Source organism: Flavobacterium sp., from assembly GCF_039916025.1.
Lineage (GTDB): Bacteria > Bacteroidota > Bacteroidia > Flavobacteriales > Flavobacteriaceae > Flavobacterium.
Genome location: NZ_JBDSMB010000120.1, coordinates 24,181 through 39,303, shown reverse-complemented (window position 1 = coordinate 39,303; position 15,123 = coordinate 24,181). Strand labels below are relative to the sequence as shown.

Genomic DNA, 15,123 nt, shown 5'->3' with positions numbered 1-15,123 from the left:
ATTATTGGCATTTTTTTTGTCAATTAGCTGACAGTACATTTAGCGGGAATGATTTTTGTTAGAATGATTCTGAATAACTAAATTTACATCACCAATTCTATATTTATGGATGATAATTTTTCACCTAGAGTTAAAGACGTGATCACCTACAGCAAAGAAGAAGCTTTGCGCTTAGGTCATGACTTTATTGGGACTGAACATTTGATGCTCGGTATTTTAAGAGACGGAAATGGTAAAGCTATTACCATTCTTAATAATCTTTCTATTGATTTGGAACATTTGCGAAAGAAGGTTGAAGTGCTCAGCCCGGCAAACCCAAATGTAGAAATCAGTAACGAAAAGAAAAATCTACACTTGACTCGTCAAGCGGAACGCGCCTTGAAAACTACTTTTCTGGAAGCTAAAGTATTTCAAAGCACGTCTATCAGTACGGCACATTTATTATTGTGTATTTTAAGAAATGAGAATGATCCAACAACCAAACTACTGCATCGTCTGAAAATTGACTATAACGTAGTTAAAGAACAGTATTTAAATATGACACCAAGCGAAGAAGATTTTAATGATAATTTGCCAACAAACGAATCTTATAATGAAGACTCAGGACAAGATGACAGTTTAAAAGAAGGCAATTTTAATAATCCGGCGAATAAGACCAATAAAAAATCTAAAACGCCTGTTTTGGATAATTTTGGTCGTGATTTAACCGAGATGGCTGAAGAAGGAAAACTTGACCCAGTTGTTGGTCGTGAAAAAGAAATTGAAAGAGTTTCTCAAATCCTAAGCAGAAGAAAGAAAAATAATCCGTTATTAATTGGTGAACCTGGTGTCGGTAAATCTGCTATTGCCGAAGGTTTAGCGTTGCGAATTATTCAAAAGAAAGTATCTAGAATTTTGTTTAATAAAAGAGTTGTGACTTTAGATTTAGCGTCTTTAGTTGCCGGAACAAAATACCGTGGACAATTCGAAGAAAGAATGAAAGCTGTGATGAACGAATTAGAAAAAAATGACGATATTATTCTTTTCATTGATGAGATTCATACTATCGTTGGTGCTGGTGGCGCAACAGGTTCACTTGATGCTTCCAATATGTTTAAACCGGCTTTAGCAAGAGGCGAAATACAATGTATCGGAGCTACTACGCTTGACGAGTACAGACAATATATCGAGAAAGATGGTGCGTTAGAAAGACGTTTCCAAAAAGTAATCGTAGAACCAACTTCGGTTGAAGAAACCATTACGATTTTGAATAACATCAAAAACAAATACGAAGATCACCACAGCGTAACTTATACTGACGAAGCGATTGAAGCCTGCGTTAAGTTGACAAACAGATACATGTCTGAGCGTTTTCTTCCGGACAAAGCTATTGATGCGTTGGATGAAGCTGGTTCAAGAGTTCACATTACCAATATTGATGTTCCAAAACAAATTCTTGATTTAGAACGTCAATTGGAAGAAGTGCGTGATTTGAAAAATTCTGTTGTTAAGAAACAAAAATATGAAGAAGCGGCCAAACTACGTGATGATGAAAAACGTTTGGAAAAAGACTTAGCAATTGCGCAGGAACAATGGGAAGAAGATTCTAAAAGCAATCGTATCCAAGTTACCGAAGATAATGTTGCCGATGTCGTATCAATGATGACTGGAATTCCGGTTAATCGTATCGCACAAACAGAAAGCAACAAACTGGCTCACCTTCCTGATTTAATCAAAGGAAAAGTAATTGGCCAGGATGAAGCTGTGCTTAAAATCTCTCGTTCTATTCAAAGAAACCGTGCTGGTTTGAAAGATCCAAATCGCCCAATCGGTTCGTTTATTTTCTTAGGACAAACTGGTGTTGGTAAAACTCAATTAGCCAAAGTTTTAGCCAAAGAATTATTCGACTCTGAAGATGCTTTGATTAGAATCGACATGAGTGAATACATGGAGAAATTTGCTATCTCAAGATTGATTGGTGCGCCTCCAGGATATGTCGGTTATGAAGAAGGTGGACAATTAACCGAAAAAGTTAGAAGAAAACCATATTGCGTAGTGCTTTTAGACGAAATTGAAAAAGCGCATCCCGACGTTTTCAATATGATGTTACAAGTTTTGGATGATGGTTATTTGACTGATAGTTTGGGTCGCAAAATCGACTTCAAAAATACTATCATCATCATGACTTCTAATGTTGGAGCACGACAATTGAAAGATTTCGGACAAGGTGTTGGATTCGGAACTGCAGCAAAAATTGCGCAAGCCGATGACAATTCGAAAAGCGTTATCGAAAATGCTTTGAAGAAAACATTTGCTCCTGAATTCTTAAACAGAATTGACGATGTAATTGTCTTCAATCCATTAGAAAAACACGATATCGATTTGATTATCGAAATCGAATTAAAGAAACTATTTGGTAGGGTTTCTGAATTGGGTTACACGTTAAACCTTTCAGACAAAGCCAAAGCGTTTATTGCTGAAAAAGGGTTTGACAAACAATTTGGTGCTCGTCCTTTAAAAAGAGCAATTCAAAAATATGTTGAAGATGCTTTAGCTGAGGAAATAATTACTTCCAAAATTGCTTCAGGAGACACCATTTTCATGGATTTAGACGAAGCTACGCAAGAGTTGACCGTTAACATTCAAAAAGCAAAAAAATCAACAAGTTAAAAATAATAAAGTAACTTTAAGCCACGAATTTTATTCGTGGCTTTTTTATATAGACAAATGAACCCCTATCTCGACATAGCACTCAGAAGCATTGCCGTTTATCTTTTTATGATAATAGCATTACGCATTTTTGGCAAAAAACAATTATCTCAGCTCAATACGGCTGATGTTATTCTGATTTTACTAATTAGTAATTCAGTGCAAAATGCCATGGTCGGAAATAATACATCCCTATTTGGTGGTATGATTGCGGCCTTTGCATTATTTGCGATTAACTTTATTTTCAAAAAAACCATGTTAAAATCCAGGTTCATTAAAAACCTCGTTCAAGACACTCCTGAAATATTAATACATAATGGAAGATTAGAGTTTCAAACAATAGCAAAATTAGGCATTACCAACGATGAATTACTAGAAGCAATGCGCGAGCATGGAGTTGAGCATTACAAAGATGTAAAACTAGCCATGTTTGAAATTGACGGAAGCATCAGTATCATTTCCGGAGATAAAAATCTGAAGCAAACGCATCATAAACGTAAAATTCATAAAACATTAGGAAACCTAAACAACTAAAACATGAATAAAACCAGACTTGAAGCTTTTAGCGACGGCGTTTTAGCCATAATAATAACCATTATGGTATTGGAGTTCAAACTTCCGGAAGGGAATACCTACGAAGCATTAACGCCATTATTACCAAAGTTCCTAAGTTATATTTTGAGTTTTATTTATATCGGAATTTATTGGAACAATCACCATCACATGATGCACACCGTAAAACAAGTCAATGGCGCTATTCTCTGGGCAAATTTACATTTGTTGTTTTGGTTGTCGCTTATTCCGTTTGCAACGGCTTGGAATGGTGAAAATCATTTTGCTTCCTTTCCAATGATGTTGTATGGTGTCATTTTGTTAATGAATGGTGTTGCTTATTTTATTTTACAAGGATTTATTCTGAAACAGCAAGGTGAAAATTCAATTCTCAAGAAGGCTATTGGCAGCGATATAAAGGGGAAATCCTCCCCTGTTTTATATACGATTGCTGTTTTGTTTGCTAATTTTTATCCAATTGTTTCTGGTGGAATTTACATTTTTGTCGCTTTGATGTGGCTGGTGCCGGATAAAAGAATTGAACGAATCTTTAACGAAAATAATTAAAAAGTTACACGGAGATTCACAGAGAAAAGAAGCAAATTCAAGAGAAACTACCCTCTGAAATAACTTGGGGATTAAGTATGTTTGTTACACAAAAATTCACGAAGAATTGCAGAAAAAGACTCTGTGTAACTCTTAATTTTCTCTGTGAATCTCTGTGAAATAAATAATAGAAACCTTAAACCTATAAAAATCATGAACTTACTTTCACAACTCATTGTCGGATTTATTGCTTTACTGCACATCTACATTCTTTGGCTCGAAATGTTTGCCTGGACAACACGTGGCAGAAAAGTCTTTAAAACCATACCTGAAGACCAATTTGAAAAAACAAAAGTCATGGCCGCCAACCAAGGATTATACAACGGTTTCCTTGCTGCCGGATTGATTTGGTCGCTTTGTATTACCGATGTTGACTGGAGTAAAAACATTGCTATCTTCTTTTTGTCTTGTGTTTTAGTAGCCGGAATTTATGGAGCAATGACCGCTTCAAAAAGAATATTCTTTGTACAGGCAGTTCCTGCTATCTTAGGATTGATGAGTTTTATGCTGCAGATTTAAGCTACAAAAGAACAATCATGAAAAATAAAATAGGTTTTGGATTAAGGATATTGGCGCTGCTTTTCTTTTGCTTTGCTATAACTCCATCAATTGGTTATTGGCACGAACCTGCACCCTATTTATTTATCGCAGTTTTGACATTGCTGTTGCTCAATTTTTCTCAGGTACTTAATCCGATAAGTATTAAGAAGAACATACTTCTTTACATTGGCATGATTGCTTTTACTGTTTTTATTTACTTCTGGTATAGCAATTATAGCTTTAAAAGAGAATTTGACTATAAAGGCGAAACTTTAACTTATGAATATTCTCCTTTTAACGGAAGTTATGTAGCCCTTTTTGGTAACAATCATAATAATTATGCAATGCGGGATAATGCATCACGCAAGAAAGATGCTATAAGTTTTTTCATTTTTTTACAATGTGATTATTACCAAAGGGAACTTAATTACACACCAAAACAAAGAGAAGCTCTTAAAAACGGAACTTTAAAAATTATCCATAGTAATTATTATTTAAAAGGTAATCTCAAAGATTTTATTATTGAAAGCGTAAGGAATGATAAAGATTATTACGATAACTATCAAAACCTGACAAAACAGTCAACTGTTGAAATTGACAGCGTTTTAAAATACCGTTATCAGATGTTTAATATTCATGTAGAAGAATAAATTAATCCTCAAATTCCACCATAAAACTGTTCAAAAATGCTACCGAGTTTTCAATGTCGTAATGCAGAATTCTGTCTTCTTTTACCAATGGCACTTCAGCTCTGAATGATTTTAAGAACATTTCAATAAACTCGCTCGATTTCAATGGTTCTCTGAAGTGAACTGCCTGAGAAGCATTCATCAATTCGATTGCTAGAATTCGTTCAAGATTTTCCATAACCTTCAAACACTTCGTCGCAGCGTTTGCACCCATGCTTACATGATCTTCTTGACCGTTTGAAGAAACGATGCTATCAATACTTGCCGGAGTGGCTAATTGTTTGTTTTGACTGGCGATGCTTGCGGCAGTATATTGCGGAATCATAAATCCAGAATTCAGTCCAGGATTCTCAACCAAAAATGCCGGTAAACCTCGTAAACCTGAAATCAATTGATACGTTCTTCTTTCTGAAATGCTTCCCAATTCGGATAATGCAATCGCTAAGAAATCTAAAGCTAATGCCAATGGTTGTCCGTGGAAATTTCCTCCTGAAATAATAACATCGCTTTCAATAAATATATTTGGATTATCGGTAACCGAATTGATTTCTGTTTTGAAAACTTTTTTCACGTATTCAATTGTATCTTTTGAAGCGCCATGCACTTGCGGTATACAACGGAAAGAATACGGATCCTGAACATGCTCTTTTTGTTGAGCTATAATTTGGCTTCCTTCAAGCAGTTCTTTCATTCGTTTTGCCGTCATGATTTGTCCTTTATGCGGACGAACAAAATGTATCAATTCATCAAAAGACTCTATTCTTCCATCAAATCCTTCGAGAGAAATAGCCGAAATCACATCTGCAAAATATGAGTACTTCATGGCTTTCAACAAGATAAAACTTCCATAAGAACTCATGAATTGCGTTCCATTAAGCAACGCCAAACCTTCTTTTGATTGCAACACAATTGACTGCCAATTAAACTTTTTCAACACTTCGGAAGCGTGCGCTTTTTTGCCTTCAAAATTCACTTCGCCTTCACCCAATAATGGTAATGATAAATGTGCTAATGGTGCTAAATCACCGCTGGCTCCAAGTGAACCTTGGGTATAAATTACAGGAAGAATATCGTTGTTATAAAAATCCATCAAACGCTCGACAGTAATCAATTGCACACCCGAATGCCCGTAGCTTAAAGACTGAATTTTAAGCAACAGCATAATCTTTACGATTTCAGCCGGAACTTCATCTCCGGTTCCACAAGCATGCGATTTTACCAGGTTTTCCTGCAGTTGCGATAAATCTTCATTGGAAATTTTCACATTACATAACGAACCAAAACCAGTATTGATACCATAAATCGGTTTGTCATTGTTTGCCATTTTTTTATCTAAATATTCTCTGCATTTTTGAATATTTATTCTGGCTTCTTCAGAAAGCGAAAGCGATTTATTTTGAGAGATGATTTCCTGTAAAGTCTCTAAAGTCAATACTTCCGAACTGATATAGTGTGTGTTTTCCATTTTTAGTTTGCAAATTGAGCTCAAAATTCAATAAACAATCGTTAAAAAACAAGTTTTGTTCATAGTATTTTATTGAGAATTTAATAATGAAAGTCTGCATAAACTGGAAAAAAACTTATTTTTTTTGGCTACTTTCCATATTACTACGATTTTAATAAAAATGACACCAAAACTTTTTTCCTATCCAAAAAGTAGTATTTTTGAAAAACATGTGGAATAAAAAAAACATATTTACTTCAGCATCAGCAACTAATTTATTAGCTGTAACTACTGTTGCTACTACATCAACTACAACCCCGTTTGGGGTATAATCATTTCATATAATCCTGATTTATGGACTTTCAAAATGAAAGACACTAAAACATTAATAAATCACAATAATCAAATTTCAAATCACAAATTCCAAAAAAGACACTATATTTCACAAAACCATTAGTTGGTTATTGGAATTTTAAAAACAATCCTATGATAGTATTAAAATTTGGCGGAACTTCAGTAGCCAATTCAGAAAATATTTCAAAAACAATAGCCATTGTAACCAACAAAAGCAAGGAAAGTAAACTAGCTGTTGTTGTTTCTGCTTTTAGTGGCGTAACCGATATGTTAATCTTAGCGGGAAAAACCGCTTCTGCAAAAGACAAAAACTATAAAGAAATTGTCAGCCAAATTGAAAAGAAACATAAAGATGCCATCGACGAATTAATTCCGTTGAGCGAACAAAGCGAACTTATTGATACCATTAATGGTCATATCAACCACTTAAAAACATTATTGGATGGTTGTTATCTGTTGGGTGAATTGTCGAACAGAACCGCTGATATTGTGGCTGGATTTGGTGAATTATTATCGTCTCAGATTATCTCAGTTGCCTTAAAACAAAAAGTAAGCAATTCCACTTTCAAGGACAGTCGCGAACTAATCAAAACCGATTCCAACTTTGGAAAAGCAAGTGTAGACTTCGCCGTAACCAATAAACTGATTGCTGATTATTTTAAATCAAGCACCAATCAGGTTGTGTTATTTCCGGGTTTTATCGCTTCTTCTGTCGATGGAAATACCACTACGCTTGGTCGTGGCGGTTCCGATTATACTGCGGCAATTATCGCAGCAGCAGTTAAAGCTGATGTTCTTGAAATTTGGACAGATGTAAACGGAATGTTTACTGCCAATCCAAAGATTGTAAAACAATCCCAGCCGATTGAAACTATCTCTTATCAGGAAGCAATGGAGTTATCGCATTTTGGCGCCAAAGTATTGTATCCGCCAACGATACAACCGGTTTTGAAAGACAGCATTCCAATTTTCATCAAAAATACTTTTGAACCTGAAATTTACGGAACACTAATTTCTGATAATCCAAATGCTTCTGCCAATCCTATAAAAGGAATTTCACATATCGATAATATTGCGTTGCTGACACTTGAAGGTTCGGGAATGATTGGCGTTGCCGGTTCTTCCAAACGTTTATTCGAAGTGCTTTCGCAAAATAACATCAACGTGATTTTTATTACGCAAGCTTCTTCGGAACACTCTATTTGTATTGGTATTCTAAATGCTGATGCCGACAGAGCTAAAGCCGCAATCGATAAAACCTTTGAAATTGAGATTGCGCAAAACAGGGTTGACCCAACAATTGTGGAGAAAGATTTGTGTATTGTGGCCTTAGTCGGTGAAAGCATGAAAAACCATCAGGGAATCAGTGGTAAAATGTTTAGCACTTTGGGGAAAAACAATGTGAACATTAGAGCGATTGCGCAAGGTGCGTCTGAAAGAAATATCTCTGTTGTGATTAATGAAAAAGACGTTAAGAAAGCACTGAATACACTACACGAACGTTTCTTTGAAGACAATACCAAACAGTTGAATTTATTCGTAATGGGTGTTGGAAATGTAGGTGAGAAATTCATTGACCAAATCAGTCAGCAGAAAAAATTCCTGAAAGAAAACCTGAAAATCAATGTTCGTGTTATTGCGATGGCAAACTCAAGAACAATGATTTTTGATGAAGATGGAATCAACTTAAAAGATTGGAAAACTGCTCTTAACCAAGGTGAAAAAGCAAACGTAAAAAGCTTTATTGCTAAAGTAAAAGATCTCAACTTACGCAACAGCATCTTTGTAGACATTACGGCAAATTCTGATATTGCCAGCATTTATGACAAGTTTTTAAGTGAAAATATCGCAGTCGTAACTTGTAATAAAATTGCCTGTTCTTCGGAATATGACAATTACATAAACCTAAAAAGCCTTTCCCGAAAATACAATGCGCCTTTTCTATTCGAAACAAATGTTGGAGCCGGATTACCAATCATCGATACGCTAAAACACCTGATTGCTTCTGGTGATAAAGTGAATAAAATACAGGCGGTTTTATCAGGGAGTCTGAACTTTATTTTTAATAATTTCAGTGACACTTACAATTTTCATGATGTTGTTAAAGAAGCAGGTGTTCAGGGATTTACAGAGCCTGACCCGAAGATTGATTTAAGCGGCGTGGATGTTGCCAGAAAGATATTAATCCTTATCCGCGAAAGCGGTTATCAGATGGATATTGAAGAAATCGAAAACAATTGTTTCCTGCCAAAAGAATGCATGGACACAACTAACAATGAAGACTTCTTTAAATCATTAACTAAGAATGATGCACATTTTAATAAACTATTAGCTGAAGCCAAATCAAAAGACAGCCGCATTAAATTTGTTGCTAAATTTGATAACGGAAAAGCATCGGTTGGTTTGCAATTCATTCCGAAAGAAAGTCCGTTTTATAATCTGGAAGGAAAAGATAATATCGTCGAATTCTACACCGACCGTTATGTTGATCAACCACTGATCATAAAAGGTGCCGGTGCCGGTGCCGCAGTAACAGCTTCAGGTATCTTTGCTGATGTGATTCGAATTGGAAACGTGTAATCGTAGAGACAAGGCATTGCCTTGTCCCTACAGATATTAAAAAAAATGAACGAAATCAAAATATTCTGCCCAGCAACTATTGCTAATCTCAATTGCGGATTTGATGTGATGGGATTATGTCTCGAAGGCATTGGTGACGAAATGATTATTCGTAAAGTTGCCGAAAAAGGAATTCGAATAACCAAAATAACAGGCGCAGATTTACCTCTGGAAACAGAAAAGAATGTCGCTGGTGTTGCAGCTTTGGCTTTGCTGAATTCCAACGCCATTAATGGCGTTGCAATCGATTTCGGTTTTGAAATCGAAATCCATAAAAAAATAAAAGCCGGAAGCGGAATTGGAAGCTCTTCTGCCAGTGCAGCCGGAGCTGTTTTTGGTATCAACGAGCTTTTGGGCAGACCGTTTACCAAACATCAATTAGTTGACTTTGCCATGAAAGGTGAAGCGGTTGCCAGTGGTTGCGAACATGCAGATAATGTAGCGCCTTGTGTTTTAGGTGGATTTACTTTGGTCCGTGGTTACAATCCTTTGGATGTAATTAAAATTGAAAGCCCGAGCGAAATATATGCTGTCGTTTTACATCCACATATTGAAGTAAAAACTTCTGATTCACGTGCGGTTTTATCACCAACAGTTACATTGAAAAATGCAATTACCCAATGGGGAAATCTTGGCGGATTGATTGCTGGTTTATATACCAAAGATTACGGACTCATTGGCCGTTCGCTAAATGATGTCATAGTTGAGCCAGCCAGAAAGCATTTAATTCCGAATTTTGATAAAGTGAAAAATGTTGCTTTGCAAAACGGAGCTTTAGGTGCTGGAATTTCTGGTGCCGGACCATCTATTTTTGCATTGTGCAAAGGAGAAACCGTTGCTAATACTGTTGCCAAAAGCATGAGTGATGCTTATGCAGATACCAAAATTCCGTTTGATATTCATATTTCAAAAGTGAATGATGAAGGAACAAAAATTATATAAAAATGAAATACTTCAGTTTAAATAATAAATCCCATAAAGTTAGTTTTCAGCAGGCCGTTGTTGCCGGTTTAGCGCCGGACAAAGGTTTGTATTTCCCGGAAAGCATAACACCGCTACCAGATTCTTTCTTTACTGACATAGAAAATTTATCACACGAAGAAATAGCTTTTGAAGCGATTAAACAATTCGTTGGTGATGAGATTCCGAAAACAGAACTGAAACGAATTATAGCCGAAACACTTTGCTTTGATTTTCCTTGCGTTCCTGTCGAAGAGAATGTATTTTCTTTAGAGCTTTTTCACGGACCAACGATGGCATTCAAAGATGTTGGTGCCCGTTTTATGTCGCGGTGTTTTGGTTACTTCAACCGTAATGATGATAAGCATGTAACAGTATTGGTTGCCACTTCAGGAGATACTGGTGGCGCTGTAGCCAGTGGTTTTCTAGGAGTAAAAGGTGTTGAAGTTATCATCCTTTATCCATCAGGAAAAGTGAGCGATATACAGGAAAGACAGCTAACAACTCTTGGCCAAAACATAAAAGCACTGGAAGTCGATGGTGTTTTTGATGATTGTCAGGATATGGTTAAAAAAGCATTTTTGGATGATCGTTTAAAACACAAGAATCTTACTTCGGCTAACTCTATCAATATTGCGCGTTGGCTTCCGCAGATGTTTTATATTTTCTTTGCTTACCAACAATTGAAAAAACATAACAAACCAATTATTTTATCTTGTCCAAGTGGCAACTTCGGAAATATTTGTGCCGGAATTATGGCTAAAAGATTAGGATTGCCTATCGCTCATTTCGTAGCTTCGACGAATGCCAACGATACCGTACCAAGATTTATGGAAAAAGGAAATTACGATCCTAAACCTTCAATTGGAACAATTTCAAATGCGATGGATGTTGGGAATCCAAGTAATTTTGTTCGTATTCAGGAATTGTATCACAACAATTTAGCCGAATTTGAAAAAGACTTTTCTTCACACAGCTATACCGATGCGCTTACTGAAATTGCTATCAAAGATATTTATGAGAGAACGAAATACATTGCTGAGCCACATGGTGCAGTTGGCTATTTAGGTTTGAAAAAAGAAATGGCAAACCAGCCCAATAGTGTTGGTGTGTTTTTAGAAACCGCACATCCAATTAAATTCTTGGGTGTTGTTGAACCTTTATTGAATTTGAAATTACCTATTCCAACACAAATCGAAAGTGTTTTGGGAAAAGAAAAAGTCAGTACTAAGATTCAGACTTATGAGGAGTTTAAAGAGTTTTTGAATTCTTAAAACACCTTACTAAGCGTATTTTTGAATATATTTGATTTACTTAAAATTAAATAAATCTTCAAAACTGCTTATGAAAAGTATTCATCTAATAGTATTAATGGTTTTTACCATTTCATTCAATTCGTATGCTTGTTTAAATGGTGAAACTAAACTTCTAAAAAATGGCACTTATATCTATGAAGATGATGACGATTTCTTTCCTGATGGTCATCGATTTTACGTAGATAACTATCCCAATTTACTTTCTGAGCTGCGTAGTTTATATCAAAAGACAAAAGATTTAGATTATTTATCAGATGTTGGTTATGTACTAACCATTCAAAAAAAGTATCAGGAAGCACTGGGAATTTATTTTGAAATCGAAAAAAAACAACCCAATAGATATTCCACTGCATCCAATCTTGGGACAATTTATGAGTTATTGGGTAATAACAAGAAGGCATTAGAATGGATATCCAAAGCTGTTCGTATCAATCCAAAATCACATAGTAATTCTGAATGGTTACATGTAAAGATACTAGAAGCTAAAATCAATGGAGAGCAAAACATTAATTCAGAATTCTTAATTAATGCAAGTTTTGGAAACGACACTATTCCAAAATCACATCTGAATAAAAAAGAAAGATTAAAACTAATCAAAGCCTTGTATTATCAGTTAAATGAAAGAGTTTCATTTATTCAGCCAAAGGATAAAATAATTGCTTTATTATTATTTGAGTTAGGGAACTTAACTTATTTGAATAAGGATTATTTTACAGCGGAACAATGTTATGAAAGCGCTGTTGCATATGGTAATACAAACCCTTTAATACCAGCCAGAATTAAGCTTACAAATGACGAAATATATTATAGAGAAGTAAGACAAAAAAATGCTACTTCAAAAAAATTATACCAAGTAGAAAAAAACAATAATTACTTAAAAATAATTATAGGAGCTTTATTTATTGCGGTTCTCGGATTAACAATAATACTATTCAGAAAAAGGAAAAGAAAATAATTTATTCCGATGGCGCAGATTTGCAATCCGTGACAACGAAACCAAAAACTCTCTGGCATAAAAATTGGTTTAAATTTTAACATTAAAAACAAGACAAAAAACCAATAGATTTTTCCTATTTTTGTCATAAACCAACTATCCCATGAAAAAAATTACTTCTCTCCTAGCCCTATTCCTTATTGTCACATCCTGTGGCGTAAAGCAAACCCGCAAATTAATAAGCTCTGGCGAATATGACGATGCTATTAAAAAAGCCGTTGATGGTTTGCGCAGCAACAAAAATTCTAAAGGAAAACAAGATTATGTCTACATGCTTGAAGAAGCTTTTGCCAAAGCTAAAGAACGCGATTTGAGTGATATCAGTGGTTGGTTTAAAGATGCTAATCCACAGAATTTAGAAAAAATATACGAAACATACGTACAGCTAAATCGCCGTCAAGAACAAATCACGCCTTTATTACCATTAAAATTGCTAAAAGAAGGTCGTGATGCAAAATTCCCTTTTGATGATTATACAGACCAAATTGTAAGCAGTAAAAATGCCTTGTCAAAATATCTTTATGACAATTCCAAAGCGTTGTTAGCCAACAAAGATAAAATGGTAATTCGCCGTGCTTATGATGATTTGGTTTATTTAGAAAGCATCAATCCGGGGTTTAAGGATGTTGCCAAACTAATTGATGAAGCCCAGTTCAAAGGAACCGATTTTGTAAATGTCTATACTAAAAATGAAACGAATATGGTTATTCCAATTCGTTTGGAAAATGATTTGTTAGATTTCAGCACCTATGGTTTGAATGATAAATGGACAGTATATCACAGCAACCGTCAAAAAGGAATTGACTATGATTATGGTTTGATTGTGAATTTCCGACAAATAAACATTTCTCCTGAACAGGTAAAGGAAAAACAAACTATAAAAGAAAAACAGATTAAAGATGGTGTCAAAAACCTGTTAGATGCGCATGGAAACATAGTGAAAGATAGTTTAGGCAATGCTATTAAAATAGATAATATGAGAACAATCCGTATTAGCATTTATGAGTTTTCACAATTAAAATCGTGTCAGGTAACAGCCAAAGTTGACTACATCAACTTTAAAACCAATCAATTAATCGAGACATTTCCATTGGCAAGTGAATTTGTATTTAGTAATGTTTATTCAAAATACAAAGGTGATAAACGCGCCGCTGATGAAACTGATTATCCTTATTTTGATCGTAGAGTTGTTCCGTTTCCAAGCAATGAGCAAATGGTTTTTGATACCGGAAACGATTTAAAAGCCAAGCTGAAAGATATTATTTCGAGAAATAAATTTAGAAGATAATCTCTGGATTATAATAAAAAACTCCCATATTAATGGGAGTTTTTTATTAGCATAGAATAATTATAACTATTCAGATTCGTTAGATATATCCTGATAAACTACTCTTGAAATATCACCAATTAAATTAGATAGCTTTTTCATGTCATTTCCTTTGGTCATCACAGTTATTAAATAACCTTTATTATCCAAAAACACTACTGCAGTTTCATGTAATTGTTTTTCAATTTGATTCCCAGATTCACCAAACTTGTGAGCCATTTTAATATTAGCCGGTAAACCTTTGGCGATGCCTTCTTTAAATTCACACTTTGCTAAAAGCTCAGCAGCATATTCTGAATTTTTAATAGTTAGATATCCTGCATTGAATATGGTTCGCATAAAAAGAGAATAATCTTTAACCGTAAACTGGTATTGACTATCATAAGCATTTGGAACTTCGACACCAATATCAGCAAATAGTTTTTGTAGAACTTTATTGTCCATGTTTTGTTCAACAAGGATAGTAGCTTCATTATCGGAATATTTAATCATATAAGTTAATAATTCCTTGATGGTATAACTCTGTCCCAATTTAATGGTCTTTGAAGTAAAATTAACCTTCTTCCCTGCATCGATAGGTTTATCATAAACAACTTTTTTGTTCAAAAACCCAGGATTATCCTCGTCCATTTTCAAAATGGCAATCAACACTGGAACCTTAAATAATGAGCCTGGTTGATACTTTTCATTTTCATTAATCACTGTCCATTTTCCTGAAGAACGTATAAGAACAGAGGCGCTGTTAACTCCTTCGTATTGCTTGTACCTTTCAATAATTTCAGTAACTTTTTGTTTGGTTCCTGCTAAATTATCGGATTCACAATTTTCGTCTACCCATAAAATAGGCTTAACAAACTTAAGACCCGTCATTCTTTTAATATTGTATTCACAACTGCTGGTAGACACAGGTACTTGGGAAGTACTGGCTTTATTATTCCAAAAACTTGTTAGGGTAAAAGCTGCTACAAATGCTCCAATTGAAAACATAAGCATATGAAGAAGTGAAAATCTCTTGGAGATTAGTGAAATCATTT

Annotated in this window: 12 protein-coding genes; 10 read left to right on the top strand and 2 right to left on the bottom strand. The window is 34.9% G+C overall.

The genetic code is table 11. From position 1 onward, the window contains the following. Positions 1 to 105: 105 nt before the first annotated feature. From ABIQ27_RS08560 to ABIQ27_RS08540, 5 genes are all read left to right on the top strand, one after another. Positions 106 to 2,649 carry an ATP-dependent Clp protease ATP-binding subunit gene (locus ABIQ27_RS08560; protein WP_348033464.1) on the top strand — a complete coding sequence of 848 codons (2,544 nt, stop codon included), beginning with the start codon at positions 106 to 108 and terminating at the stop codon, positions 2,647 to 2,649. 57 nt (positions 2,650 to 2,706) lie between these two features. Beyond that, positions 2,707 to 3,222 carry a YetF domain-containing protein gene (locus tag ABIQ27_RS08555; RefSeq protein ID WP_348033463.1) on the top strand — a complete coding sequence of 172 codons (516 nt, stop codon included), beginning with the start codon at positions 2,707 to 2,709 and terminating at the stop codon, positions 3,220 to 3,222. A 3-nt stretch (positions 3,223 to 3,225) separates the two neighbouring features. After that, the gene (locus ABIQ27_RS08550) at positions 3,226 to 3,807 is read left to right on the top strand and encodes a TMEM175 family protein (RefSeq protein ID WP_348033462.1); all 582 of its coding nucleotides are present in this window, start codon (positions 3,226 to 3,228) and stop codon (positions 3,805 to 3,807) included. A 192-nt stretch (positions 3,808 to 3,999) separates the two neighbouring features. After that, on the top strand, positions 4,000 to 4,365 hold the full coding sequence (locus ABIQ27_RS08545) for a DUF1304 domain-containing protein (protein ID WP_348033461.1): 366 nt from the start codon (positions 4,000 to 4,002) through the stop codon (positions 4,363 to 4,365). A 17-nt stretch (positions 4,366 to 4,382) separates the two neighbouring features. Beyond that, positions 4,383 to 5,036: a hypothetical protein gene (locus tag ABIQ27_RS08540; protein WP_348033460.1), complete on the top strand. Its 654-nt coding sequence runs from the start codon at positions 4,383 to 4,385 to the stop codon at positions 5,034 to 5,036. 1 nt (position 5,037) lies between these two features. On the opposite strand, the gene hutH is transcribed toward ABIQ27_RS08540, so the two are convergent. Further along, complete coding sequence (hutH, locus tag ABIQ27_RS08535; RefSeq protein ID WP_348033459.1) at positions 5,038 to 6,540, bottom strand: histidine ammonia-lyase; 1,503 nt, start codon at positions 6,538 to 6,540, stop codon at positions 5,038 to 5,040. Between the two features lie 465 nt (positions 6,541 to 7,005). Between hutH and thrA the strand changes: the two genes are divergently transcribed. The 5 genes from thrA (at position 7,006) to ABIQ27_RS08510 (ending at position 14,050) form a co-directional block, all read left to right on the top strand. Continuing rightward, a complete protein-coding gene (gene thrA / locus ABIQ27_RS08530; protein ID WP_348033458.1) occupies positions 7,006 to 9,453 on the top strand; it encodes a bifunctional aspartate kinase/homoserine dehydrogenase I in 2,448 nt (815 codons plus the stop codon). Positions 9,454 to 9,498: 45 nt separating this feature from the next. Next, positions 9,499 to 10,434 carry a homoserine kinase gene (locus ABIQ27_RS08525; protein WP_348033457.1) on the top strand — a complete coding sequence of 312 codons (936 nt, stop codon included), beginning with the start codon at positions 9,499 to 9,501 and terminating at the stop codon, positions 10,432 to 10,434. 2 nt (positions 10,435 to 10,436) lie between these two features. Continuing rightward, positions 10,437 to 11,726: a threonine synthase gene (gene thrC / locus ABIQ27_RS08520; RefSeq protein ID WP_348033456.1), complete on the top strand. Its 1,290-nt coding sequence runs from the start codon at positions 10,437 to 10,439 to the stop codon at positions 11,724 to 11,726. A gap of 70 nt (positions 11,727 to 11,796) precedes the next feature. Further along, positions 11,797 to 12,723 (top strand): tetratricopeptide repeat protein, encoded by a 927-nt coding sequence (locus tag ABIQ27_RS08515; protein WP_348033455.1) that lies wholly within the window; start codon positions 11,797 to 11,799, stop codon positions 12,721 to 12,723. 142 nt (positions 12,724 to 12,865) lie between these two features. After that, positions 12,866 to 14,050, top strand: coding sequence for a hypothetical protein (locus ABIQ27_RS08510; protein ID WP_348033454.1), 1,185 nt, complete (start codon positions 12,866 to 12,868; stop codon positions 14,048 to 14,050). 66 nt (positions 14,051 to 14,116) lie between these two features. Here ABIQ27_RS08510 and ABIQ27_RS08505 read toward each other — a convergent pair whose 3' ends face one another. Continuing rightward, positions 14,117 to 15,121 carry a serine hydrolase gene (locus ABIQ27_RS08505; protein ID WP_348033453.1) on the bottom strand — a complete coding sequence of 335 codons (1,005 nt, stop codon included), beginning with the start codon at positions 15,119 to 15,121 and terminating at the stop codon, positions 14,117 to 14,119. Between the last annotated feature and the right edge of the window lie 2 nt (positions 15,122 to 15,123).